This is a genomic window from Actinomadura soli, assembly GCF_005889715.1.
In the GTDB taxonomy this organism is placed as follows: domain Bacteria; phylum Actinomycetota; class Actinomycetes; order Streptosporangiales; family Streptosporangiaceae; genus Spirillospora; species Spirillospora soli.
The window spans coordinates 1-23,709 of sequence record NZ_VCKW01000132.1; the positions used below are offsets into that span (position 1 = coordinate 1).

General features: G+C 71.3%; 18 protein-coding genes and 1 pseudogene. 12 read left to right on the forward strand and 7 right to left on the reverse strand.

What is annotated here, in order from left to right:
- Positions 1 to 306: 306 nt before the first annotated feature.
- On the reverse strand, positions 307 to 948 hold the full coding sequence (locus ETD83_RS23995; protein ID WP_329602968.1) for a response regulator transcription factor: 642 nt from the start codon (positions 946 to 948) through the stop codon (positions 307 to 309).
- 64 nt (positions 949 to 1,012) lie between these two features.
- Entirely contained in the window at positions 1,013 to 2,179 is a 1,167-nt protein-coding gene (locus ETD83_RS24000; RefSeq protein ID WP_138647423.1) for an ATP-binding protein, read from the reverse strand.
- Between the two features lie 271 nt (positions 2,180 to 2,450).
- Between ETD83_RS24000 and ETD83_RS24005 the strand changes: the two genes are divergently transcribed.
- The 3 genes from ETD83_RS24005 to ETD83_RS24015 all read left to right on the forward strand — a co-directional run bounded on the left by ETD83_RS24005 (position 2,451) and on the right by ETD83_RS24015 (position 4,861).
- Positions 2,451 to 3,773 carry a PspC domain-containing protein gene (locus tag ETD83_RS24005; RefSeq protein WP_171064403.1) on the forward strand — a complete coding sequence of 441 codons (1,323 nt, stop codon included), beginning with the start codon at positions 2,451 to 2,453 and terminating at the stop codon, positions 3,771 to 3,773.
- Complete coding sequence (locus ETD83_RS24010; protein WP_138647410.1) at positions 3,766 to 4,050, forward strand: hypothetical protein; 285 nt, start codon at positions 3,766 to 3,768, stop codon at positions 4,048 to 4,050. Before ETD83_RS24005 ends, ETD83_RS24010 begins: the two co-directional genes overlap by 8 nt.
- 106 nt (positions 4,051 to 4,156) lie before the next feature.
- Positions 4,157 to 4,861, forward strand: a complete 705-nt coding sequence (locus ETD83_RS24015; RefSeq protein ID WP_138647411.1) for a TetR/AcrR family transcriptional regulator — start codon at positions 4,157 to 4,159, stop codon at positions 4,859 to 4,861.
- A 25-nt stretch (positions 4,862 to 4,886) separates the two neighbouring features.
- Here ETD83_RS24015 and ETD83_RS24020 read toward each other — a convergent pair whose 3' ends face one another.
- Entirely contained in the window at positions 4,887 to 5,399 is a 513-nt protein-coding gene (locus ETD83_RS24020) for a cupin domain-containing protein (protein WP_205717847.1), read from the reverse strand.
- Positions 5,400 to 5,663: 264 nt separating this feature from the next.
- On the opposite strand from ETD83_RS24020, the gene ETD83_RS24025 reads away from it, so the two are divergent.
- From ETD83_RS24025 to ETD83_RS24060, 9 genes are all read left to right on the forward strand, one after another.
- Entirely contained in the window at positions 5,664 to 7,211 is a 1,548-nt protein-coding gene (locus ETD83_RS24025; protein WP_138647412.1) for an alkaline phosphatase D family protein, read from the forward strand.
- 59 nt (positions 7,212 to 7,270) lie between these two features.
- Entirely contained in the window at positions 7,271 to 7,609 is a 339-nt protein-coding gene (locus ETD83_RS24030; protein ID WP_138647413.1) for a hypothetical protein, read from the forward strand.
- Between the two features lie 334 nt (positions 7,610 to 7,943).
- Positions 7,944 to 8,066, forward strand: coding sequence for a hypothetical protein (locus tag ETD83_RS45440; protein WP_268920487.1), 123 nt, complete (start codon positions 7,944 to 7,946; stop codon positions 8,064 to 8,066).
- Complete coding sequence (locus ETD83_RS24035; protein ID WP_138647414.1) at positions 8,063 to 8,770, forward strand: CHAP domain-containing protein; 708 nt, start codon at positions 8,063 to 8,065, stop codon at positions 8,768 to 8,770. Before ETD83_RS45440 ends, ETD83_RS24035 begins: the two co-directional genes overlap by 4 nt.
- Before the next feature lie 180 nt (positions 8,771 to 8,950).
- Positions 8,951 to 9,442 (forward strand): (2Fe-2S)-binding protein, encoded by a 492-nt coding sequence (locus tag ETD83_RS24040; protein ID WP_138647415.1) that lies wholly within the window; start codon positions 8,951 to 8,953, stop codon positions 9,440 to 9,442.
- A complete protein-coding gene (locus ETD83_RS24045; protein WP_205717848.1) occupies positions 9,439 to 11,901 on the forward strand; it encodes a xanthine dehydrogenase family protein molybdopterin-binding subunit in 2,463 nt (820 codons plus the stop codon). Before ETD83_RS24040 ends, ETD83_RS24045 begins: the two co-directional genes overlap by 4 nt.
- The gene (locus ETD83_RS24050; protein ID WP_138647416.1) at positions 11,898 to 12,752 is read left to right on the forward strand and encodes an FAD binding domain-containing protein; all 855 of its coding nucleotides are present in this window, start codon (positions 11,898 to 11,900) and stop codon (positions 12,750 to 12,752) included. Before ETD83_RS24045 ends, ETD83_RS24050 begins: the two co-directional genes overlap by 4 nt.
- A 112-nt stretch (positions 12,753 to 12,864) precedes the next feature.
- On the forward strand, positions 12,865 to 13,695 hold the full coding sequence (locus tag ETD83_RS24055; protein WP_138647417.1) for an SRPBCC family protein: 831 nt from the start codon (positions 12,865 to 12,867) through the stop codon (positions 13,693 to 13,695).
- Between the two features lie 130 nt (positions 13,696 to 13,825).
- Positions 13,826 to 14,527 carry a class I SAM-dependent methyltransferase gene (locus ETD83_RS24060; protein ID WP_230421132.1) on the forward strand — a complete coding sequence of 234 codons (702 nt, stop codon included), beginning with the start codon at positions 13,826 to 13,828 and terminating at the stop codon, positions 14,525 to 14,527.
- 59 nt (positions 14,528 to 14,586) lie between these two features.
- On the opposite strand, the gene ETD83_RS24065 is transcribed toward ETD83_RS24060, so the two are convergent.
- From ETD83_RS24065 to ETD83_RS24080, 4 genes and pseudogenes are all read right to left on the reverse strand, one after another.
- On the reverse strand, positions 14,587 to 15,801 hold the full coding sequence (locus ETD83_RS24065; RefSeq protein ID WP_171064404.1) for a serpin family protein: 1,215 nt from the start codon (positions 15,799 to 15,801) through the stop codon (positions 14,587 to 14,589).
- A gap of 94 nt (positions 15,802 to 15,895) precedes the next feature.
- The gene (locus ETD83_RS24070) at positions 15,896 to 19,525 is read right to left on the reverse strand and encodes a bifunctional glycosyltransferase/CDP-glycerol:glycerophosphate glycerophosphotransferase (RefSeq protein WP_138647420.1); all 3,630 of its coding nucleotides are present in this window, start codon (positions 19,523 to 19,525) and stop codon (positions 15,896 to 15,898) included.
- Positions 19,526 to 19,546: 21 nt separating this feature from the next.
- Positions 19,547 to 23,065 carry a bifunctional glycosyltransferase/CDP-glycerol:glycerophosphate glycerophosphotransferase gene (locus tag ETD83_RS24075; RefSeq protein ID WP_138647421.1) on the reverse strand — a complete coding sequence of 1,173 codons (3,519 nt, stop codon included), beginning with the start codon at positions 23,063 to 23,065 and terminating at the stop codon, positions 19,547 to 19,549.
- Between the two features lie 215 nt (positions 23,066 to 23,280).
- Positions 23,281 to 23,652: pseudogene (locus tag ETD83_RS24080) on the reverse strand (LysR substrate-binding domain-containing protein); the annotation flags it as partial.
- Positions 23,653 to 23,709 lie beyond the last annotated feature (57 nt).

Below are 23,709 nucleotides of genomic sequence, written 5' to 3' on the forward strand. Positions count from 1 at the left end.
ATAGGGAGCATCAGATGGGTATAAGAGACAGCCCAGCGCGCCGGGCGCGCCCGGCGCGGGCGAAGGTTGGTACGGATCGTGAGGAGCGGGACCGGGATGTCCGGGTCCGGGGGGATAGCTCATGAAGAGGGACTGTCCCACACCGCGCGGCGGGGACGATCATGATGCACCCAAAACGAATATGACGATTTGCTTACACTTGCCCCGAAATTGTTTACGCCATGTCACCGAATGGGCATTCATTGTTGTTTGCCCAAGATCAGCCCGGTCGCCCCGGCAGAGCAAGCCGGTGCGGGCCCACGCGGGTCAGACGAGTCGGCGGGCGGCGGCCCAGCGCGACAGCTCGTGCCGGTTGGACAGCTGCAGCTTCCGCAGGACGCTGCTGACGTGCGTCTCGACCGTCTTGACCGAGATGAACAGCTCCTTGGCGATCTCCTTGTAGGCGTAGCCGCGGGCGATCAGCCGCAGGACGTCCCGCTCCCGCTGGGTGATCTGGTCGAGCTCGGGGTCGACGGCGGGCGCGTCCGTGGCGGCGAACGCGTCCAGGACGAACCCGGCGAGGCGCGGCGAGAACACGGCGTCGCCGTCCGCGACCCGTCCGATCGCGTCGGTCAGCTCCGGCCCGGAGATCGTCTTGGTGACGTAGCCGCGGGCGCCGCCCCGGACGACGCCGATCACGTCCTCGGCCGCGTCCGAGACCGACAGCGCCAGGAACTTGGACGTGACGGCCCCGTGCAGCCGGCGCAGCACCTCGATCCCGCCGCCGCCGGGCAGGTGCACGTCCAGCAGCACCACGTCCGGCTGCGCCGCCCGGATCACCGCGACGGCCTCGTCCACGTCGCCGGCCTCCCCGACGATCTCGACGCCGCCGCCGAGTTCCGCCTTGACGCCTGTCCTGAACATCTGGTGGTCGTCGACCAGCACGACCTTCTTCAACGCCTCGCTCACGCCCTGCTCCCTTGAGGAACGATCCGCCGCTGGGGAACGATCCCCCGCGCACGGTTCGCCCCGCTCACGATTTCCTGATCTCCAAGCGCACCTCGGTGCCCTCGCCCGGCGCCGTCCGGACGGTGGCCTTGCCACCGTTGCGCTCCATACGTCCGATGATGGACCCTCGGACGCCCATCCGGTCGTCCGGGACCTGGTCGAGGTCGAATCCCTTGCCGCGGTCGCGGACGAAGATGGCGACCTCGTCGCCCTCCACCTCCGCGTACACCGACACCGACGGCGCCTCGGCGTACTTCGCGGCGTTCACCATCGCCTCCCGCGCGGCCTGCAGCGTCGCGCCGAGCCGCTCGTCCAGCGCCGTGTCGCCGACGCAGACGATCTCGATCGGCACGCCGTGGTCGTCCTCCACCTCCCCCGCGACCGCCCTGATCGCGGCGGCGAACGTCTGGTCGGGGTCGGCGCGCGGCTGGTAGAGCCAGGTCCGCAGCGTCCGCTCCTGGGACCGGGCGAGGCGCTGCACCTCGCGGGTGTCGTGCGCGTTCCGCTGGATGAGGGTCAGCGTGTGCAGCACCGAGTCGTGGATGTGCGCGGCCAGCTCGGCGCGCTCCTGGGAGCGGATGCGCTCGTGCCGCTCGGCGTCGAGGTCCTGCCAGAGCCGGACCACCCACGGCGTCACGATCACCGCGACCCCGGTGAGGATGATCAGCATGGCGATGACGACGGAGCGGGCCTGGGCGGCCTCGACCTTCTGCGCGACGAACCCGCCGATGCCGCCGACGACCAGCAGGAGGCCGAGAACGCTGCGGAGCCAGCGCTGCCGGAGCGGGAGCGTCCACCGCTGCCGCTGGTCGCGGTCGGCCTGCTGCCAGAGGATCGCCGCGCCGACGCCGCCGACGACGAACGGCCACAGCGCCCACTGGACGGGCCCGGCCGCACCCCACGGAAGCGCGGACAGGCCCATCGTGACCGCCGCGTACGCCAGCAGCTGGCCCCAGTCGCGGCCGCGCCGCCGGGTCCCCGCTGTTTCGAGCCTCTCGGTCTTGCCTGCCTTCTCGGGCTTCTCGGCCGCGGGGACCAGGATCCAGAACGCGATGTACGCGGCGACGCTGAGCCCGCTCGCCACCGTCAGCAGCACGAACGCGGCGCGGACGATCAGCGCTTCCACACCGAGGTGCTCGGCCAGGCCGCGGCAGACGCCCGCGATGAGCTTGCCGTCCCCGGCGCGCTGCAGGCGTCCCGAGTCGTGCGGTGGCAGCGGCGGCGCGGCGACGGCCGTCGCGCCCGGGGCGGGCGTCGCGGACGCCGCGCCCGGCGCGGTCGCCGCACCGGGCTGACCTGCCGACTCCTCGCTCACCGCCGCCCTTTCCAAGGTTCTCCCACGGCAACGATCGTCACACGCCCGCCCGCGAACCGCATCAGGGCACACCCCCGGCTTTCCTCAGGGTCGGGTCAGGGACGTCCCCGATACCGCTCCCGGGACGCCGCACGTCAGGATGGGCACCATGGGCAGCGACCAGGAAAGCGGCCGTCACGAGGGCGGGCGGCAGGACGGCGGGCGGCAGAACGTCCAGGACGTCCAGGGATACGAGCGGCTGACACGCGGCGGCGGACGGTCCGTGCTGGCCGGAGTGTGCACGGGGCTCGGCCGCTACACCGGCATCGACCCGGTCGTCTTCCGCGTGGGGTTCGCGATTCTGGTCCTCGCGCACGGCCAGGGGGTCTTCCTCTACGTGGCGGCGGCACTGCTGATGCCCGCGGGTCCGGACCGGTCGTCGGTCGCGGAGTCGCTGTGCAAGCGGTGGTTCGACGCCCCGGCGGTGCTGTCGGTCCTCGGCGCGCTGCTGACCGCGGGCGTCGTGTTCAGCCTGTTCGGCGCCGAGGTCACCGACACGATCGCCCTGGGGGTCGTGTTCGGGCTGGCGCTGCTGGTCGCGCATTCGCGGGGCGTGGACCTGGTGTCGGTGGCGCGGTCCGTCCCGGAACGGCTGGCCGGGCATCCGCCGCGGCCGTCCGCGAAGGAGACCGGGTCGGAGACGATCGTCATCGGCGTGTCCCTGTTCAAGGACGCGCCGTCCACCGCTCCGTCCGCCGCTCCGGGCGGCGGCGGCCTGCCCGAGGGCATGATCGACCTGGCGGCCTACTCGGCGGCGCAGACCGACACCCTGCACGACGACCGGCCGGGCGCCCGGGCGGCCGGGCTCCCGCGCGACCACCGCCGCTCGCCGGCCACCACGATCTCGCTGCTGGCGGCCATGGCGGCCGGTGCCGCGATGATCCCGGTCGCCCAGGGCTACCCCTACCCGGACTCCTGGCTGATCGTCATGGCGCCCGCGCTCGCGGTCATCGGGATCGGCCTGGTCATCGGCGGCTGGTTCCGGACGCGGGGCCTCGCGGCGGCGGGGACCGTGCTGACCCTGGCCATGCTGACCACCACCGTCGCGGGCGAGGCGCCGCGCAACGCCGAATACGGCGAGGTCGAATGGCGTCCCACGGACGTCGCGCAGACGAACCAGGTGTACAAGGTCGGCGTCGGCCAGGGCGACCTCGACCTCACCTCGCTCCGCATGACCGCCGGGCAGCGCGTCACGATCGACGCCGAGGTCGCGCTCGGCGGGCTGGAGATCCGCGTGCCGCGGACCGCCCGCGTCCAGGTGGACGCGAAGATCGCGCTCGGTGATCTGCGCGTCGACAACCGGACGACCAGCGGCCCGCGGGCCAGGGTCGTCCGGACGCTGGAGCCCGAGGGCGCACCGGCCGGCGACCCGCCGATGATCGTCCTCCGGATACGCGGGAAGGTCGGCGACGTGAACGTGCACCGTGGCTGACACCGTGGCCGGTACAGGGGCCGACACCGCGGCCGGTACAGGGGACGAGATCGGGAGGACCGACATGCGGAACCCGTCCAAGCGGCGCCGGTTCGACCCGGCGGGGCCCATCACCGGGCTGTTCTTCCTGGCACTCGCGAGCCTGTTCCTCGCGGACGGGCTGACGGACGAGAACGTCCTGCCCGCGACGACGCTGCTGCCGGTGGTGCTGATCGGCCTCGGCCTGGTCGGGACGGTCCGCGTGCTGACCCGTTCGCGCCGCCGCGACCTGCGCTGACACCGCCTGGACCTGCCTCGGCGCCGGTCGCCGGGGGCTGGCGCCGACGCCCGCCGGGGACGGGAAGTAACCTGACCCCGACAGCAGGTGATCGGAACGAGGTCGCATGTCCAGTCAGACCGGCGCGCCGGAGGCGGGCGACACCGGCGTGCTGCCCGGCTCCCGGTCCGCGCTGGACCCGGGGCGCGCCATCAAGCCGGGACGGCACGGGCTCTCCCCCGAGACCGTCGCCGGCATCCAGCGCGAGCGGCTCATCGACGCGTTCGTCCACGTGGTGTCCGAGCACGGCTTCGCCCACACCACGATCAGCCGGGTCACCGAGGGCGCCGGCGTCACGAAGAAGACCTTCTACGCGCACTTCGCCGACCTGGACGAGTGCTTCCTCGCCGCCTACCAGCGCGGCATGGACATCCTGCTCGGCCGCATGACGGAGGCGTACGAGGCGGCGCCGTCCTGGCCGGACGGGATCCACGCGGTGCTGCGCACGATGCTCGCCGCGCTCGCCCGGGAGCCGCGGTTCGCGCGGGCGTCGCTGGTCGAGGCGAACGCGGCGGGCCCGCAGGTCAGGCAGGCGCGCATCGACAACCTCAACCGGTTCCGCGCGTTCTTCGCCGCCGACCCGTCGGGGGCGCCCTTCCCGCCCGCGGTGGCGGACGCGATCGTCGGCGGCATCTACAGCGCGATCCACGTCCAGATGGAGACGGGCGAGGCGGAGGAGCTGCCGTCGCTGCTGCCGTCCCTGACCTACTTCGCGCTGCTGCCCCTCATCGGCCGCGAGGCCGCGTCCCCTTACCTGTCCGGCGAACGCTGACTGGCCAGCGAACGCTGACGCCCGATCACCCTGTTGAACGTCCTGACGGGGTCGCCGCTGCCTGGACGGGCGCCGGGCCGACGGACGCGCCGTCGGCTGTGACGGGCGGCGCCGAGGGACCCGGCGGAGTCAGTGTGCCTGCGTGGAGGCTGACCGCGAACGCGGGTCCGGGGTTCGTCAGGGCGTGCGGTCCGCCGTGCACCCTGACCCGGTTGGCCCGCAGCGGCCGCTCGGTGACCCCGCACTCCGCGATCGTCACCTCCGCCAGCTCGCCCGCGATCAGCGTGCTGACCTGCCCGTGGACGGTCCCGCCATGGCCGGGCGGCCAGGTGGTGAGCCACACCTGGTCGGCCAGTTCGACGTGCACGGGGCCGGCGGTGTCGAAACCGACGAGCCGCCACCATTCCGCCGGACGTCTGGCGAGGTCGCTGACCCGGGCGGCGAGCTGCCCGACCGTCGGCGGACGGACCGCGAGCGCGCGGTCATGCGGGTCGTCCTGGCCGTGCATCGTGATGTCGGGAGCCACGGAGAGGTCCACAGGGAGGTCCTTCGTATTCGTGTGTCTGCTGGAAAGGGAAGCGAACGGGCTTCAGCGACAACACGAAGGACACAGCGCGCTGGCCACGCGGCCCAGGGCCACGGGGCTGTCAGAGAGGGTGCGCGCCGACATGCGTACAAGGAGACACTCGGTCACCAAAGCTTGTCAAGCCGATCATCGAGTGTCCACCGGGTATCCGTCCGGCACGCGGATCATGCGTCCGGGACACGGGACCGGACCCGGGGCGGAACGAATGGAGCGTTCATGGACCGTCGAAGCATGCTGCGCGGTGGCCTCGCCACGACAGGCGGGGCGGCGTTCGCCCTGCTCGGCGGCGGATCGGCGAGCGCGACGCCGCGCGCGGCGGCCCTCCTGCGCGGCGACCGCCCGCGGCTCACCCACGGCGTGCAGAGCGGGGACGTGACGGCCCGCGAGGGTGTGGTGTGGGTGCGCTCCGACCGTCCCGCCCGGATGCTGGTGGAGGTGAGCCGCCGCCCCGACTTCCGCCATGCCCGGACGGTGCAGGGCCCCGTCCTGACGCCGGAGACGGACCTCACCGGCAAGACGCTGCTGCGCGGCCTCCCGGACGGCGAGGAGGTGTATTACCGCGTGCGGCTGTCCGACCTCGACCGGCGCCTGACGTCCGAGCCGGTGGCGGGCCGTTTCCGCACCGCGCCGCGAGGCCGCGGGGACATCCGCTTCGTCTGGTCGGGCGACCTCGCGGGCCAGGGCTGGGGCATCAACCCCGACCTCGGCGGCTACCGGATCTTCAAGGCGATGGGCGCCGTCGACCCCGACTTCTTCCTGTGCAGCGGCGATTTCGTCTACTCCGACGGCCCGCTCACCGAGACGGTGACGCTGCCGGACGGCCGGACCTGGCGGAACATCGTGACGCCGGAGAAGTCGGCCGTCGCGCAGACCCTCGCGGAATATCGCGGCCAGTTCCGCTACAACCTCCTGGACGCCAACCTCCGGGCCTTCAACGCCCGCGTCCCGATGATCTACCAGTGGGACGACCACGAGACCGTGAACAACTGGTATCCCGGCGAGATCCTCGACCTCCCCCAGTACACCGAGAAGCGCGTGGACGTCCTGGCCGCCCGCGCCCGCCGCGCCGCCTTCGAGTACACGCCGATGAGGTCGTCCCGCTCCGGACGCATCTACCGCAAGATCTCCTACGGTCCTCTGCTGGACGTCTTCGTGCTCGACATGCGCACCTACAAGTCGCCGAACGACGCCAACAACTCCCCGACGCAGGAGAACGCCCTTCTGGGGGCCGAGCAGTCGGCCTGGCTGAAGCGCGAGCTCCGCCGCTCGAACGCCACCTGGAAGGTCATGGCGGCCGACCTGCCGATCGGGCTGATCGTCCCTGACGGCTCCGCCGCCCAGGAAGGGGTCGCGCAGGGGGACAACGGCGCGCCGCTGGGCCGCGAACGCGAGATCGCCGATCTGCTCTCCTATGCGCGGCGGCACCGCGTGCGGAACATGGTCTGGCTGACGGCCGACGTCCACTACACGGCGGCCCATTTCTACGACCCGTCCAAGGCCGGGTTCGGCGACTTCGATCCTTTCTGGGAATTCGTCTCCGGGCCGCTCAACGCCGGCGCCTTCGGCCCTAACAAGCTCGAAGGGACTTTTGGCCCGGAGCTCAAGTTCGCACAAGCGCCGCCGCAGGCCAACACCTCGCCCGCCGGCGGCTACCAGTTCTTCGGCGATGTGGAGATCGACGCGCACGCCGAGACCCTGACCGTCCATCTGCGGGACGTGGACGGCAAGTCCCTCTACAGCCAGACCCTCACGCCGCGCCGCTGAGGCACGCGGCGGACTCGGCGGGCCGACCACTCAAGGCTGTTCGTGGCACCATCGTCGGCGTGACGCGCGTCTTTACCTCGATGGTCCTCTGCCTCGTCCTGGCGGGCGGCCCTTTCCTGGCCGGCTGCTCGGACGGTGCCGAGGACCGGAAGGCCGACTGCGCGAAGATCTCGTCCGCGCTCGCGAAGACGCCGGACCCGACCGCCGATCAGGTCCTCGACGCGCTCCGCGCGATCCGCCCCGGCCTGAAGGACGACGACCTCGCCGAGCAGGTCGACACCGTCCTCGCCTCCGGCGGCAAGGACACGATGTCCGACGAGGAGACCTTCCGGTTCGCCCGGGCGACCGAGGAGATCCGCAGCACCTGCCGGCGGGAGCGCGCGGCGCTCAGCGGCTGAGGGCCAGGTACGCGACCCAGGTCAGGACGAGGGTCACGGCCAGCGAGCCGAGACATCCCAGCCGGGACGAGAAAAAGAACATAGGGCGCCTCTACCCCAGATCGCCCGGATGTCCCACTAGTCCGCGGCGGGAGCCGCCGGGTTTCCGGATGTCTTACCTGCTGGGGAGGGAGATGCCGCGCTTCGGTGCGTTTTGGGGCGAAAACCAGTGGGATTGGGGCCCGGACCATTACGGTCAGTAGGGAGTCGCCTACGCAACGGGACATTGCAGACAAGGCTCCAGGAGGAGCACGTGACCCCCCAGAACAGAACAGATGCCGCAGAAGCAGCACTTATGGACGGAGTGGACGTCAACCCGGGCGTCCACCAGCCCACCGAGTCCGACGAGGAGCAGGTCCTCGGCGAGCTGTACGGCGAGCCCGACGGCGGGTACTTCCGCGGGGAGGAAGCCGGATGAGCGCTGCGGGGATGATCGCTGAGGCCCGCAGGTGGATCGGCACGTCGGGCCGGCCGAACAAGATCACCAAAGAGTACGCGTCCAGGCACGGGGACGAGTTCCTGCGCGCGTCGTGGTGCGACATGGCCATCACCTATTGGGCGCGGCACAGCGGGAACACGTCGGCCGTCCTGCCCGGCGGCGACCGCGCTTACACCGTCTGGCACGCGCAGGACTTCCAGAAGGCCGGACGCTGGCACAGCGGGACGACCGCGGGCGTCAACCAGGCCAAGCCCGGCGACATCGTGTTCTTCGACTGGGGCGCCACCAACGTCATCGGCGCGATCGACCACGTCGGCGTGGTGGAGAAGGTCCTCGGCGGCGGACGCCTGCAGACCATCGAGGCGAACACCGGTGACGCGGTGAAGCGCCGCGTAAGGAACTCCAGTGTGATCGCCGGTTACGGACGACCCGCGTACGGCGGGGGCAACTGGACGGAGGACATCGTGAAGAAACTCCCCGAGCTGAACAAGGGCGACTCCGGTGAGCACGTGCAGAGCCTGCAGGGGCTGCTCATGGCGCGCAGCCACCCGGAGATCACCATGACGGGCAGGTTCGACGACGCGACCGAGGCGGCGGTGAAGGCGGTCCAGCGGTGGGGCGGCGTCGACGTCGACGGCGTCGTCGGGCCGAAGACCTGGCCGGTTCTGCTGCGCGTGCACTAGCGGCCATGCGTCGGCCACATATCGGTAAATAGGATCCGCCAGGGGCTAGTACGGGATTCAACCCCGGCATAGGTTCGGAGGGTCGCTTCCACGGAGGTGGCCCCGATGACCTGGTCGGATCCACGTGCACCGCCCGGGGACGTCTCGCTCCGAACCCCGAGACGTCCCTGGGAGGAACGCATGCCACGTATCCGTGTCGAGGTCGACGGTGCGACGTACGAAGACGACGTCGAACCGCGCCTCCTGCTCGTCCACTATCTGCGCGAACGGCTGGGGAAGGTCGGTACCCCGGTCGGCTGCGACACCAGCAACTGCGGAGCCTGCACCGTCCTGATGGACGGGATGAGCGTGAAGAGCTGCTCCGTGCTCGCCGTCCAGGCGGACGGCAGCGACGTGACCACCGTCGAGGGCCTCGGCATCGACGGGACCACGCACCCGATGCAGCGGGCCTTCCATGAGGAGCACGCGCTCCAGTGCGGCTACTGCACCCCCGGCATGATCATGGCATCGCTCGACCTGCTGCGGGAGAACGCCGACCCGTCGGAGACGGAGGTCCGGGAGGGCCTTGAGGGCAACCTGTGCCGGTGCACCGGTTACCAGAACATCGTCAAGGCCGTCCGGCGCGCCGCCAAGGAGATGCGCGAGCCCGCGGGCCAGGAGGTGACCCCGTGACCGTGCAGGAAGGCGGCGTCCAGGAAGGGCGGGCCGGGGCCGAGATCGGCTCCCCGCGCAAGCGGTCGGAGGACGCCCGGCTCATCGCCGGCCGGACGCAGTGGACCGACAACATGACCCCGCAGGGGACGCTGCACGTGGCGTTCCTGCGCAGCCCGCACGCGCACGCGCGGATCGTCCGCGTCGACGCCTCGCAGGCGATGGGACGTCCCGGAGTGGTCGCCGCGTTCAGCGGCGCGGATTTCGCCGATGAGCAGGGTTCGCTGCCGTGCGCGTGGCCCGTGACCGATGACATGAAGCATCCGGACCATCCGCCGATGGCGGTGAGCGAGGTGCGGTTCGTCGGTGAGCCGGTGGCGTGCGTCGTGGCCCGGGACAAGTCCGCGGCCTTCGACGCCCTGGACGAGATCGACATCGACTACGAGCCGCTCCCGGCGGTCCTGAACATGGACGCGGCCCTCGCGGAAGGGTCCGACCTCGTCCATGACGACCTGGGGACGAACAAGTCCTACACGTGGGTGTTCGAGAACGGGGATCTCGACGCCGCGCTGAGGGACGCGCCCGTCGTCATCGAACGCGAGTACGTCCAGCAGAGGCTCATCCCAACGGCGATGGAGCCGCGGTCGGTGCTGTGCGTCCCGGACGGCGACGACTTCACGCTGTACTCGGCGACGCAGATCCCGCACATCCTGCGGCTGATGCTCGCCACCGTCACCGAGATTCCCGAGCACCGGATCCGGGTCGTCGCACCGGACGTCGGCGGCGGGTTCGGCTCCAAGCTGCAGGTGTGCGGCGAGGAGGTCCTCGCGCTGCTGCTGGCCCGCAGGCTCGGCCGTCCGGTCAAGTGGACGGAGTCGCGCAGCGAAGGCAACATGACCGTCCACCACGGGCGCGACCAGATACAGCGGCTCACGCTCGCCGCAGAGCGCGACGGACGGATCCGCGGTTTCAAGGCGGACATCCTGGCCGACATGGGCGCGTACCTGATGCTCGTCACCCCGGGCATCCCGATCCTGGGCGCGTTCATGTACAACGGCATCTACAAGATGGACGCGTACTCGTTCACCTGTACGGGCGTCTTCACGACGAAGACCCCGACGGACGCGTACCGGGGAGCGGGCCGTCCAGAGGCCACATACGCCATCGAGCGGATGATGGACGAACTGGCCGCCGAACTTGGCGTCGACCCCATCGAGATACGGCGCCGCAACTGGATCGCGCACGAGGAGTTCCCGTACGAGACGATCGCGGGCCTCACGTACGACTCCGGCAACTACGAGGCGGCGACGGACAAGGCGCTGGAGCTGTTCGAGTACGACAAGCTGCGCGCGGAGCAGGCCGACCGGCGTGACCGGCGCGATCCGGTGCAGTTGGGCATCGGCGTGTCGACGTTCACGGAGATGTGCGGGATCGCGCCGTCCCGCGTCCTGGGTTCGCTGTCGTACGGCGCGGGCGGGTGGGAGCACGCGTCCGTGCGCATACTGGCGTCCGGCAAGGTCGAGGTGGTCACCGGTTCGTCGCCGCATGGGCAGGGCCACGAGACGGCCTGGGCGCAGATCGCCGCCGACCGGCTCGGTGTGCCGTTCGAGGACGTGAGGGTCCTGCACGGCGACACGGCCATCTCGCCCAAGGGAATGGACACCTACGGGTCGCGTTCGCTGGCCATCGGCGGCGTCGCGCTGTTCTCGGCCTGCGACAAGGTGGTCGAGAAGGCCCGCAGGGTCGCCGCGCATCTGCTGGAGGCCGCCGAGCAGGACCTGGAGTTCACCGCCGGGCGGTTCAGCGTCCGCGGTGTCCAGGAGGAGGGCAAGACGCTGCAGGAGGTCGCGCTGGCCACGTTCGCCGCGCACGACCTGCCGGACGGCGTCGAGCCGTCGCTGGACTCCGACGCCACGTTCGACCCGGAGAACTTCTCGTTCCCGCACGGCACGCACCTGTGCGCGGCCGAGGTCGACACCGAGACGGGGATGGTGCATCTCCGCAAGTACGTGGCCGTGGACGACGTAGGGAAGGTCATCAATCCGCTCATCGTGGAGGGCCAGGTGCACGGCGGGCTCGCGCAGGGCATCGCGCAGGCCCTGTACGAGGAGGCCGTGTACGACGCGGACGGCAACCTGACGACGACCACCATGGCCGACTACCTCATCCCGTCGGCCGCGGACCTGCCGACGTTCACGACCGACCGGACGGAGACGCCCGCGACGTCCAACCCGATGGGCGTGAAGGGCGTCGGCGAGGCGGGCACGATCGCGTCCACCCCGGCGGTCGTCAACGCGATCGTGGACGCGCTGCGCCCCTACGGCGTGAACGACGTCCCGATGCCGTGCACGCCGGAGCGTGTGTGGCGGGCGCTGCGTTCGGAGACGAAACCGGATACCGCGGAGCCCGGCGCGGGCGGCGGCCTCGGCTCGGCATCGGCGTCAGGCTCGGACTCGGATTCGGCAGGAGGTGCGCAATGATTCCCGCGGCGTTCGACTACGCGCGGCCCGCCTCGGTGGACGACGCCGTCCGGGTGCTGGCCGACGCGGGCGAGGACGCGAAGGTCCTCGCCGGCGGGCAGAGCCTGATGCCGCTGCTGCGGCTCCGGCTCGCCATCCCGGACGCGCTGGTCGACGTCGGCCGGATCGGCGCGCTCCGCGAGATCCGCGACGACGGCGACGCGCTGGTCATCGGTGCGATGGCCACGCACCACCAGGTCATCCGCGACCCGCTGGTGCGCGAGCACGCCCCGCTGATCGCGGCGGCGGCGGAGACGGTCGCCGACCCGGCCGTCCGGCATCGCGGCACGTTCGGCGGGTCGCTCGCGCACGCCGACCCGGCGGGCGACCTCCCGGCCGTCGCGCTGGCGCTGGACGCGGTGTTCCTCGTCCGGTCCGTGCGCGGCGAGCGGGAGATCCCGGCGACCGAGTTCTTCGTCGACTGGATGACGTCGGCGATGGAGCCGGACGAGCTGCTCGTCGGCGTGCGGGTGCCGAAGCCGGGTCCCGGCTGGGGCGTGCACTACGAGAAGTTCCATCGGACAGCTCAGGCGTGGGCCATCGTCGGTGTCGCGTGCGCGGTGCGCCGCAATGGCGGCGCCATAGAGGAGGCACGTGTCGCGCTGACCAACATGGGCCCGGCCCCTGTGCGGGCCGACGGGGTGGAGAACGCTGTCAGGGGGCGACCAGTGTCGGAGGACTCGTTCAGGTCCGCGGCCGAGCACGCCACAGAGGGCACCGAGCCGCCCGGTGACCTGCACGGGTCGCCCGAGTACCGGTCGCATCTGGCGACCGTGCTGACCTCGCGGGCCCTGGCCGCCGCGGCCGTTTGATTGTCCGTCGCGTCGCCGGGTACCCGGATCCGGGTACCCGGCACCCGACTGGCGACCGAACAGGCGACCGCCGTAGGGTCACGGATAGCTCTCCGGACGATAAGGACAGATCATGGAACTCGACCACGATTTCACCGTCCCCGTACCGGTGGATCAGGCCTGGCCGGTGCTGCTCGACGTGGAGCGCGTCGCGACCTGCATGCCGGGCGCGACGCTCGACTCCGTCGAGGGCGACGAGTACAAGGGCCGGATGAAGGTGAAGGTCGGCGCGATGACCATCACCTACCGAGGCGCCGCGCGGATCGTCTCCGCGGACAATTCGTCCCGGACGGTGACGCTGGAGGCGTCGGCCAAGGAGGCCCGCGGTTCGGGGACGGCGTCGGCGACCGTCCAGGCGAGGCTGCACGAGGAGGACGGCACGACGCGCGTGACCGTCCACACGAAGCTGAACGTGACGGGACGGCCCGCGCAGTTCGGCCGCAACATCCTGTCGGAGGTCGGCTCCAAGATCATCAGCCGGTTCGCCAAGGCGCTGGCGGCCGAGCTCGAGACGTCCGGCGAGCCCGCTCCGGGGGCCGGGGCGCAGGCCGATGCGGAGGCCGCGGCGACGTCCGCGAAGCCCGAACCCGCGCCCGGGGCCGAGGCCAAGCCCGAGGCCACCGCCGGCAAGGCTGAGCCCGCCGACAAGCCGGGCCCGGCGACCGCTGATGTCGTCACCCCCCTCCCGGACGCGGCGCCGGAGCGTCCCGCCGAGGCGCCGCAGCGTCCGGCGCGGGCCGACCGGCCGCTGCGGGTGGCGCGGGAGGACGACGCGATCGACCTGCTGGAGGTCGCGGGCCCGTCCGTCGCCAAGCGGGCCGTGCCCGCGGTCGGCGGGCTGGTCGGGCTGCTGCTGGTCCTCCGGTTCATGCTGCGGCGACGCCGCCGCAGCAAGAAGCGCTGACGCCGTAGAAAGCGCTGACGCCGCGCGCGAGGAGCCGACGTCCGGCGCGGGGTCAAGCGCCGGTCAACGATGCGCCACCGGACGGCGACGTCGGTGGAACGTGCCACCCTCCATGCCGTCGGCTTGTCCCGTGGACACCATCGAGCTCCGGCGGATCGCGCTGATCGAGAACGACAACTGGTGGTACCGGGAGCGCCGCGCGATCCTGTCGGCGGAGTTACTGCGGTTCAGCGTGCCGGGGTCGGCCGTGGACATCGGCGCGGCGGCGGGCACGGCCTCACGGGTGCTCATCGAGCACGGCTGGGACACCACGGCGATCGACCTGAACCCTGCGGCCGTGGCGCTGGCCCGGGGGCACGGCCTGGACGCCTACGAGGGCGACGCGCGCTACCTGCCGCTGCCGCCGTGCCGGTACGACCTGGCGCTGGCCCTGGACGTCCTGGAGCACATCGAGGACGACGAGCGGGCGGCGGCGGAGATCACGCGGGTGCTGCGGCCTGGTGGGACGGCGCTGGTGTCCGTCCCGTCCGACATGGCGCTGTGGTCGGCGCAGGACGTGGCCCTCGGCCGGGTCCGCCGCTACCCGCGCCGCGCGCTCGTGGAGCTGATCGAGGGCGCGGGGCTGGTGCTGGAGCGGGTGTGGAGCAGGGGCGTGCTGCTGCGCCCGTTCCTGCGCCGTCTCAGGCACCGGACGGCGCGCCGCGAGGACCTCGCTCCGCTGCACCCGATCGTCAACGAGGCGCTGCGCGTGACGGCCGTCCTCGAACGGCGCCTGCCGGTCTGCGGGCGGCCGGGCACCAGGCTGTTCGTGCGGGCCCGCCGCCCCGGCTGATCCCGTCCAGGGCCCTGACGCTTTCAGAGGCCTTGGCGCTTTCAGAGGTTCTGGCGCCTTCAGGGGCCTGACGCCGGGTCCGGGGGCGTCCAGTCCTCCGGTTCGGCGACCCAGCCGGCGAGCAGGACGAGCCCGGTCGGGCGGTGCCAGGCGAGGAACCCGAACGGCCGGTCGAAGGTCACGTTCAGGACCCGCGCCTCCGCCATCGGGGCGCCCGTGGGCACCGCGCCGATCGCCGTGACCGCCGCCGCCTTGAACCCCTCCGCGCTGAACGTGGCGGTGGCGTCCTGGGCCGCCTGGCCGACCGCCAGCGGGGTCCGGCTGATGCCGGGCAGGTGGCCGCGGCCGTCCGCCGTGGAGACGGTCTCCAGCCCGAACACTCCCGCGTGGGCCAGCAGGTCGTGCCCGGCGGCGATGTCGAAGCGGACGGTGGTCGCGCTCAGCGTCGTGTGGGGCTCGAAGGCCAGGGCCGTGTCCACCCGCAGGCCGGGCGCCTTCTCGGCAAGGGTCCGCTGGAGCAGCCTCTCGCCCCGGCGGAGCCGGTGCTCCCCGTCGGTGGCCGCGATCGCCACGGCGAGCACGTCGCCGGGCCGGCGGTCGGGCTCCCCCATGCAGAGGATCACGTCGACGTCGTCCTCGCCGTGGACCGTCAGCAGCGTGACCGGGCCCGCCGGTGTCTCCTCCGCGAGGGTGAGCCGGTTGACGTCGGGGGTGGTGTGCGTCAGGCCCGCCGCCTCCTTGGCGCGCCCCGCCCATGGGCCCTCCGCGGGCTTGAGCGGGACGTCCTGGAACGGCTCCTTCCAGCGCGTGTCGACGGTCAGCGCGGTGGCGAGCACGAGCGCCGTCTCCCGCCGCACCTGGACCGGCATCTGCGTCAGCTGGTCGCTCGTGTTCCGCCGGACCCACTCGTCCAGCCTGGCCTGGTCGCCGGCGGTGTCACCGGTCAGCTCGCCACGCGCGTCCACGGGGACGATCTTGTGCCACCACGGCTCCACGGGAAGCCCGGCACGCGTCCACACGCCGAACGCGCCCGTCGCCGCGGTCGCGCTGCGGAGCATGCCCAGCGCGACGCGCGCATGGCGGTCGGCGCCCGCGGCATCGAGGCCGATGGCGCGCTGGAGCTCCGCGCGTCCCGGCTCCCGCGACGCGGCGGCGAGGAACGCCAGCAGCGGCCACACTCCGGCGCCGGACAGGACCGTGGTGGTGCCGTCGAAGGCCTCCTTGGCCCACCGTGCGGTCAGGGCATTGGACGCGGGGACGAGTTCACCGCTCATGCGCTCTCCCTCTGCCATTGGCGGGCGAGGTGTTGATCTTAGTGAGAAAGCGGTGGTTTGTCCCATGCCGCAGGCCGCGGCGCCGGCGGTCGGCTCAGCCGTCGCCGAGGGCGTCGCCGAAGATGCGGTCGACGGCTCTGGCCGCCGCCTGGCCGTCGTCGTGCGGGCAGTACTTCACGAAGAAGCGGTCGTATTCGTCCGCATCGAGCTCCTCCGCGCCGGAGGCCTTCGCGACCGCCTCGGCGACCTCCGCGGACGTCGTCGCGATCGGGCCGGGTGCCTCCGCTTCCAGATCGGCGGAGAAGCCGCGCAGATGGTCGCGGTAGCGGGCCAGGTCGTAGGCGTAGAGGACGATCGGCCTGCCCAGGACGGCATAGTCGACCATGGCGGACGAGTAGTCGGTGACGAGGACGTCGGAGGCCATGTACAGCTCGGCGATGTCCGGGTAGCGCGACACGTCGATGAGGAAATCGTCCATCGCGGGACGGTTCCGGTCGGTGGTGAGGGGGTGCGTCCTAAGCAGGAGGACGTGGTCGTCGCCGAGGGCCTGGCGCATGGTGTCCACGTCCAGTTCCAGGGAGAAACCGAGCCAGCCGGGGGCGTGGTGCCGGTCGTCCCGCCATGTGGGCGCGTAGAGGACGGCCTTCTTTCCGTCAGGAATTCCCAGGCGCTTGCGTATGCGGCTCCCGATGCTCTCCCATTCGGGTGTGCTGAGGATGTCGTTGCGCGGGTACCCGGCTTCCAGGACGTCCCCGTCGTACTTGAACGCGCGGCGCATGACCTGCGTGGCGAACGGGCTCGGGGACAGCAGCAGATCCCACCGCGGCACTTCCCAGTCCGTCCAGTCGAGCCGTTCGACGCGCTGGTACGGCATGTCCCTGAGGTCGTTGGCGAGCCGCTTCAGCGGAGTGCCGTGCCACGTCTGGACGTAGGTCTGCCCTTCGCGCTTGACGTACCAGGGCGGCAATCCGTGGTTGGTGACGATGTAGCGGGCGCGTGCGAGGACGCGGTAGTGCTCACGGCTTCCCGCCTGGACGATTCTGGCTTTCCCGTCGACAGCGAACTGGCCGTCCAGGGAAATCCACACGCATTCCAGATCTGCCTTGCGGCGGGCCAGTTCCTCGTAGATGGCTCGTGGGTTGCAGCTGTACTGCGTGCCGCCATGGCTGTCGAACACGGCGACGTCCGCGAGTGGGCTGCGCAGGTAGACGGGGTAGTCGCGCTGCTGGAGGAGCTGCTGCGCGTGCCCGCCGCGTTCGTCGTCGTCCAAGGCCGGACGGCTGCGAAGCTCAATGGCGTCCTTCTGGTAAATGCCGACCTCGAATTCGTGTGTTCCCTCTTGGCGCCAGCCAGGCAGGCTCGGGATCGCCTCACGTTCGGCGACGACGGCCACCTCACCGGAACGCGCGCGCGCCAGCAGGTCCCATGTTCCGCTGCTCAGCGGGAGGTCCGTCCCGAACACGGGCATCGTCGCGGGTGTGAACGCGGCGGTGAACCGGTGGTGCTCCCATGTGACGGGAACACGGTGCTCGTCCCCCGACCGGCGCCGCCGCAGGACGAAGTGATCCGGGCGGTCCTCCGGGTCCGCGAAATCGCCGGTCAGGGTGAGGAGCCCGTTCTCGTCCCACTCGGCCTCCATCACGACGGGCCGGATGCTCCGCTCGACGCCGCGCAGATTCCCGAACGCGGTGCGCGTCAATGCGAACTCCCGCGCGCGCTTGGCGCCAGCCGGCAAGGCGTATCGGACGGCGTCGACATCGCTGGCGACGGCGAGCCGCATCGGGCCGCCCTCGCCGGTCAGCCGGATGTCCCAGTCGATGACGTCCAGCAGATGCGCGGCGGCGTCTCCGCGCTTGCCGCCACCGTGTTTGCCGCCACCGTGTTTGCCGCCACCGCGCTTGCCGCGTCCACGCTTGCCGTCTCTGCGCTTGCCGTCGTCCGGGACGGAGATCAGGTGCTGCATGGGCAGCTTCGCCCGGAAGTCGAAACCGGTGCCCTCCGCCATGCGCAGCACGGACGACGGGCGCAGCGTCACCTCACCGCGGACCTCCGCGCCGCCGTGCCGGCGTGCGGCGACCAAAGCGGCCTCTGCGCCGAGTGCCCGACGCGTCCATCCGGTCAGTTCGAGCACGTCGCCGTCGCAGCGGATCCCGGTGAGGACGGCCTTGGCACGCTTGACGTGGACGACGAACACGTCGTCCTCGCCCGCGGCAGGTTGGACGGCCACGTGCTCGTCCACGTGCCGCGCGACCGTCCACCGCACGGCCGGGGCCACCGCCGTCAGCCGCTGGACCGCCTTGCGCCCCGACGTCGTCACTTCGGCGTACAGCTCGTAGGTGGCGGTCCGCCACTCGTCGCCGTCCAGGAGGTAGTCGGGCTCCACCCGCGCGGAGAAACCGGACCAGTCGTAGGAGACGGCCGAGCGGTCGGCCTGCGCGGTGGCCTCCGGGGAGCGGATCCGCTCCACCTGGAGCCGGATCTCCTTGCCGGACTTGATGTCGCGCATCCAGACGCGGATGCGGGAGTCCGTCTCCGACGACACGTCCATGCCGTCGAAGTGCGCATGGCCTTCGACGATGAGCGTGTCGACGTCCCACTCGACGCGGACCACGTCCGCCTGCACGCGAAGTTCGGCGGTGACGTCGAACACGTCCTCCGGTATGGCGCGTTCCACATCGCCGTAGAACGGGTAGCGGGCGTACCAGCGCTGCCGCCGCCGGCCCCGCGGCACGATCGCGACGTTCGGCAGGCCGTTCTCCTCCAGGCGGAGCACTTCCAGGAGTTCGGTCAGCATCCGCTCGCCGAGCAGGTACGTCTCCAGTCGCCTGATCGACGGCAGCCCGTCGGCGGCGGAGCGTCCGGCCGAGTTGACGTACCCGGCGCCCAGCTCGACCAGACGCTCGCGCTCCTGCCAGGTGGCCCCGGGCAGGGCGAGGATCAGCGCACGGACGTCCAGGTCCAGCGCGTACCTGTCGTGGACGGCCAGAAGGTCCGGCGCGTGGTCGTCCACGAGTTCCCTGACGTTCGCGACGATCGCCATCTGTTCGGTGACGGCCACCGGGTCGTGACGGAGCCGTGCCGCCGTTACGGGACGGACCCGCCAGAAGTACACGGGCGTGTCGAGCACGTCCACGGACTTGGCCAGGACCTGGGTTTGCAGCGCCGTGAACACGTCCTGGGTCGTGGGGAGCTTGAAACCATGGGCGTCCCAGAAGGCGCGCCGGTACACCCTGTTGCACACCGTCCTGTCCTGGAGGAGGGCGGTGTGGTGGGTGACGTGCGTCGTCCTGATGGTCTCGGCGTAGGGCTCGGCGTGGATCGGGGACTGGTGCACCTGGGTGCCGTCCAGACGCATGACGTTTCCGCCGGCAAGGTCGGACCCGGTCGACTCCAGGGTCCCGACCATCAGCTCGTACGCGTACGGCGGCACCGCGTCGTCACCGTCGACGAAGGCCAGGTACGGGGCTTTCGCCTGCTCGACAGCGGCGCTCATGGCCGGGCTGCTACCAGGAGACCCCTCACCGGAGGGCTCAAGGAGCGTGAAACGGTCGTCCCGGTCTGCGAAGTCCTTGGCGATGGCGGCCGCGCCGCCGTCCCCCGACCCCTCGTCCAGTAGCAGCACCTCAAGGTCGTGCAGCGTCTGCCCGGCGAGCGACTCCAGGCATTCCGCGAGATGGGCTCCGGCGTTGCGGAAAGGGACGACGATGCTGATCCGAGGTGACACGAGCGGCTCCGTGATGGGTTTTCAGTGGGCGGGCTGGAGGACCCGGTCGAGCACACGGGAGGCGGCGCGGCCGTCGTCGTGCGGGCAGTACCGGGCGGCGAACGCGGCGCGGACGTCGCGGTACCCGGCGTCGAGCGCGCCCGGCTCGCGGAGGGCGTCCACGACCTCCTGCGAGGTGCTCAGCAGCGGCCCGGGGGCCTCCGCGTCGAAGTCGAAGTAGAAGCCGCGCACATGGTCGCGGTAGCGCTCCAGGTCGTAGGTGAAGAACACCATCGGCCGGCCGGTGACGGCGAAGTCGAACATGGACGACGAGTAGTCCGTGACGAGCACGTCGCTGATGAGGTACAGCTCGGAGATGTCGGGGTACACGGACGCGTCGATGACGCAGTCGCCCGGCCGCAGCTTGGGCCGGTCGGTGACCAGGTAGTGGGTGCGCAGAAGCAGGACGTGGTCGCGGCCCAGCACGGTCCTGAACCGGTCGATGTCGAACTCCAGGCGGAACGCCCGCTTGCCGATCGCGTGGTGGAAGTCGTCCCGCCAGGTCGGCGCGTACAGGACGACCTTCTTGCCGTCCGGGATGCCGAGCCGCCGCCGCACCGCCGCCGCGATCTCCTCACGGTGCGGGCTGTTCAGGACGTCGTTGCGCGGATAGCCGCTGACGAGGACGTCGCCGTCGTAGCCGAACGCCTGCCGGAACAGCGGAACGGAGAACTCGTTCTGGGCGAGGAGCAGATCCCACTGGGGAACGTCGTACTCCATCCAGTCGACGCCCTCGGTGCGCTTGTACGGCATCCGCTTGACGTCGTATCCGAGCTTCTTCAACGGCGTCCCATGCCAGCACTGCACGTACGTCTGGTCATCGCGCTTGGTGAACCATTCCTGCTGGGACCAGTTGCCGATGACGTAGCGCGCGCGGGCCAGCGCCTCGTAGTACTCCCGCGTGCCGGTCAGGACGGTCCGCGCACCGGGCGGCTTACCGAACTGGCCGTTCTCGGTGACCCACACGAATTCCAGATCGGTTTCGCGCCGCCGAAGCTCGTCGTAGATACCGCGCGGGTTGCACGAGTATTGGCGTCCCTTGTAGGCGTCGAACAACGCCAGGTCGCGGACGGGCAGATTCAGGTGGCGCCGGTAGTGCCCGGACCGTATCCGGCTCTGCGCGTAGGCGCCGCGTTCGTCATCGTCCAGGGCGGTCTCGATCTGGAGCTGCAACTGGTCGGTCTTCTGGACGCGCATCGTGATCCTGTGCAGGCCCGCCTCGAACGGCTCCGGCAGGTGGCGAAGGGTGTGCCGCCTGACGACGACCGGCTGCTCCCGGCCGCAGACTTCCGCGAAGGCGTCCCAGCGACCCGAGACGAGCGGACGAGAGAACCCCAGCACCGGCATACGCGCGGGGCAGAACTTGGTGGTGAAACGGTCGCCTTCCCAGTGGAGCGCGACCGTGTGCTCCTCGGACGAGCGGCGCCGCCGGAGGATCAACGCGTCGGGCCGTCCGATCTGGTTGGTGCATGTCCCCGCCAGGCGCAGGGCACCGTCGTCCGACCAGGACACCTCGTCCACGGCCAGAACCCGTTCGCGGACGACGAGGCGCAGCGTGCTGCGCCGCGTCGTCGCCAGTTCGACCTCTCCGCCGGGGACCGGGAACGCGATGCCGGCCGGGCCCTCGTCCAGGTAGGGCTTGACGCCGCCCGGCAGGGTGATCTCCCAGTCGCCGGGGTGCCTGGCCAGCCCGGCGACCGGCAGCTTGGCGCGGAAACCGTGGCCGCCGTCGCCGTCACTGGGAGCGCCGTGGCCGAGCGGTTCGATGGGGCCGGTCACCATGGCTCGCCCGACCTTGGGCACGGCGACGACCCTGGGCTTGTCGCCGAGCGGGGCGCGACTCCAGCCGTCCAGCCATAGCTCGCCGCTCTCCAGGCCGCCCGCCAGCAGGTCCAGGCCGCCTTCCGCGGGGCCGCCCTCCAGGCGGCAGCCGACGACGGCCGCCGCCGTCCGCCGCACCTGCAGCACGAACCTGCGCCGGCCCGCGACGCCCTGCACGAGGACGCCGGGCGCGCATTCCCGGTCAGCGGTCCACTGCCGGCCGATCAGTCGCGGGTTCGAGAACGTGGTCCGCCGCCGCAGCCCCCGGTTGACGATCTCGACGCACGGGATCCAGTCGACGTCCCGCCAGCGCCCGAACATCCGCAGCGACGACGGGGCGATCTCCGCGACGAACCCGGACCAGTCGTAGGACACCGCCGACTGCCGCGACCGCGCCGTCACGTCCGGGCGGCGGACCCGCTTGATCGGGACGCGCATCAGGCCCCGCTTGTTCGCCGCCAGCAGCCACACCCTGATGCGGTAGCCGTCCTCGGTGGAGGAGTCCAGGTGCCGGATGTAGGCGTGCCCCTCGATGCGCAGGCGCCCGTCCACCCATTCGGCCCGGTCGATCGCCGCCGTCGGCCTGAGCTCGTCGGTCACGTCGTACACGTGCAGCGGGACGGCCCGCTCCTCGTCCTCGAAGAACGGGTACTCGGCGTACCACCGGTGCCGCAGGCCGCGCCGCACCCTCGGCGCGTCCTGCGCCTTCTTGAGCTGGACGAAGCGCAGCACTTCCAGCAACTCCGGCAACATCCGGCGGCACAGGAGATGCAGGTGCAGGCGCGTGATCGCGGGAATGCGTTTCAGCACCCGCGGGCTGATTCGCCGCGCCAGGTCAGCGCCGATGGCGACGAGTTCTTCCTGGTGCGCGTCCTCCGTCTTGGGCAGCGCCTCGAACAGGACGCGGAGCTCGATCGGGACCAGGGCGTGCTCGTCGTAGGCGTTCAGAAGCTGTGGCGCGTACTCGGCCATCTCGTCCCGCAGCACACGCGCGGACGCCATGCGCTGGGTGATGTTGTCCCAGTCGTAGCGTTCCTCAGTGATGGACCCGGGCCGCCTACGCCAGTAGTAGACCGTCTCGCTCAGCACGTCCACGGAACGTGCCAACGCATGCGCGCGCGCCGTGACAGGCGGATCCTCGTAGTAGCCCTTGGGGAATTCCAGGCCGGCCCTGTCCCAGAACTCGCGCCGGTACACCTTGTTCCATGGCGTCCGGTCGCGCATGAGCTCCGGCTTGGACGAGACGTGCGTCCTCGAAGCCGACTCTGTGAACACGCCGTCGTGCAGGTACGACTGCCAGTCCCGGTCGGCGTCCATCCGGTGGACGTTCCCGGACGCCATGTCCGACCCCGTCCGCTCCAGCGACCCGACCAGCCGCGCGTACGCCTCACGGTGGACGACGTCGTCCGCGTCCGCGAACGCCAGATACTCGCCCCTCGCCTGCCGCACCCCCGCGTTGCGCGCGGGCCCGGGCCCCTCGTTGTCGCGCGTCACCAGCCGGAACCGCGCGTCCCTGGCGCACATCTCCTTGGCGATGACGGCGCCGTTGTCGACCGACCCGTCGTCCACCATGATCACTTCAAGGTCGCGCAGCGTCTGGCCGGCCAGCGACTCCAGGCATTCCCGGATGAACTCCTCGGTGTTGTGGAACGGCACGACGACGCTGAGCTTCGGGGACATGGGGCCTCCTCCTCGCCCAACCGAGCATGGTGACGTTCTGTCGCCACCTGAACGCGCATCGCGATTGCCTGGTCGTCCCCTGACGCAGACTTGACCTCGCCTGGCCGCCATTTACCGCCAGATGACCATTTGGACCAGCGCGCCCCCGCGTGGACCGGCGCGCCTCCGCGCCCTGGACCGGCGCGCCTCCGCGTCCTGGGGCGGCGCCTCCCGTGTCAGGCGGGGCGGACGCCCGTGGTGAACCCCGACTCCGCGACCGCCCCGCGGATGCTCGCGGCGAGCGTCTCGAACTCACCGGCGCGCGGCGTCGTCGCCCGGTACCCGAGCCCGATCCGCCGGAACGGCGCGGGCGAGGCGAACCGGTGCAGCGCCAGGTTCGGCGCGCGGCGGGTCTCCACCGGCAGCGCGGTCTCCGGGACGAGCGTCACGCCGAGCCCGCCCGACACGAGCTGCACCAGCGTCGCCAGGCTCGTCGCGTACGTGGCGGCCGCGGCCCGCGCCCCCACCTCACGGCAGACGTCCAGGGCCTGGTCGCGCAGGCAGTGGCCCTCGTTGAGCAGGATCACGTCCAGGTCGCTCAGCGCCTCCCGCGAGACGCCCGCGGGGCCCCACTCCGCCCCCCGCCCTGCCTCTTATACACATCT

What these genes read in the sequence shown, in the direction of transcription:
- ETD83_RS24040 (WP_138647415.1), top strand. Translation starts at nt 8,951, where the DNA reads ATGCCACGTATCCGTGTCGAGGTCGACGGTGCGACGTACGAAGACGAC.
- ETD83_RS45440 (WP_268920487.1), top strand. Translation starts at nt 7,944, where the DNA reads ATGGACGGAGTGGACGTCAACCCGGGCGTCCACCAGCCCACCGAGTCC.
- ETD83_RS24065 (WP_171064404.1), bottom strand. Translation starts at nt 15,801, where the DNA reads ATGAGCGGTGAACTCGTCCCCGCGTCCAATGCCCTGACCGCACGGTGG.
- ETD83_RS24075 (WP_138647421.1), bottom strand. Translation starts at nt 23,065, where the DNA reads ATGTCCCCGAAGCTCAGCGTCGTCGTGCCGTTCCACAACACCGAGGAG.
- ETD83_RS24055 (WP_138647417.1), top strand. Translation starts at nt 12,865, where the DNA reads ATGGAACTCGACCACGATTTCACCGTCCCCGTACCGGTGGATCAGGCC.
- ETD83_RS24015 (WP_138647411.1), top strand. Translation starts at nt 4,157, where the DNA reads ATGTCCAGTCAGACCGGCGCGCCGGAGGCGGGCGACACCGGCGTGCTG.
- ETD83_RS24035 (WP_138647414.1), top strand. Translation starts at nt 8,063, where the DNA reads ATGAGCGCTGCGGGGATGATCGCTGAGGCCCGCAGGTGGATCGGCACG.
- ETD83_RS24050 (WP_138647416.1), top strand. Translation starts at nt 11,898, where the DNA reads ATGATTCCCGCGGCGTTCGACTACGCGCGGCCCGCCTCGGTGGACGAC.
- ETD83_RS24005 (WP_171064403.1), top strand. Translation starts at nt 2,451, where the DNA reads ATGGGCAGCGACCAGGAAAGCGGCCGTCACGAGGGCGGGCGGCAGGAC.
- ETD83_RS24025 (WP_138647412.1), top strand. Translation starts at nt 5,664, where the DNA reads ATGGACCGTCGAAGCATGCTGCGCGGTGGCCTCGCCACGACAGGCGGG.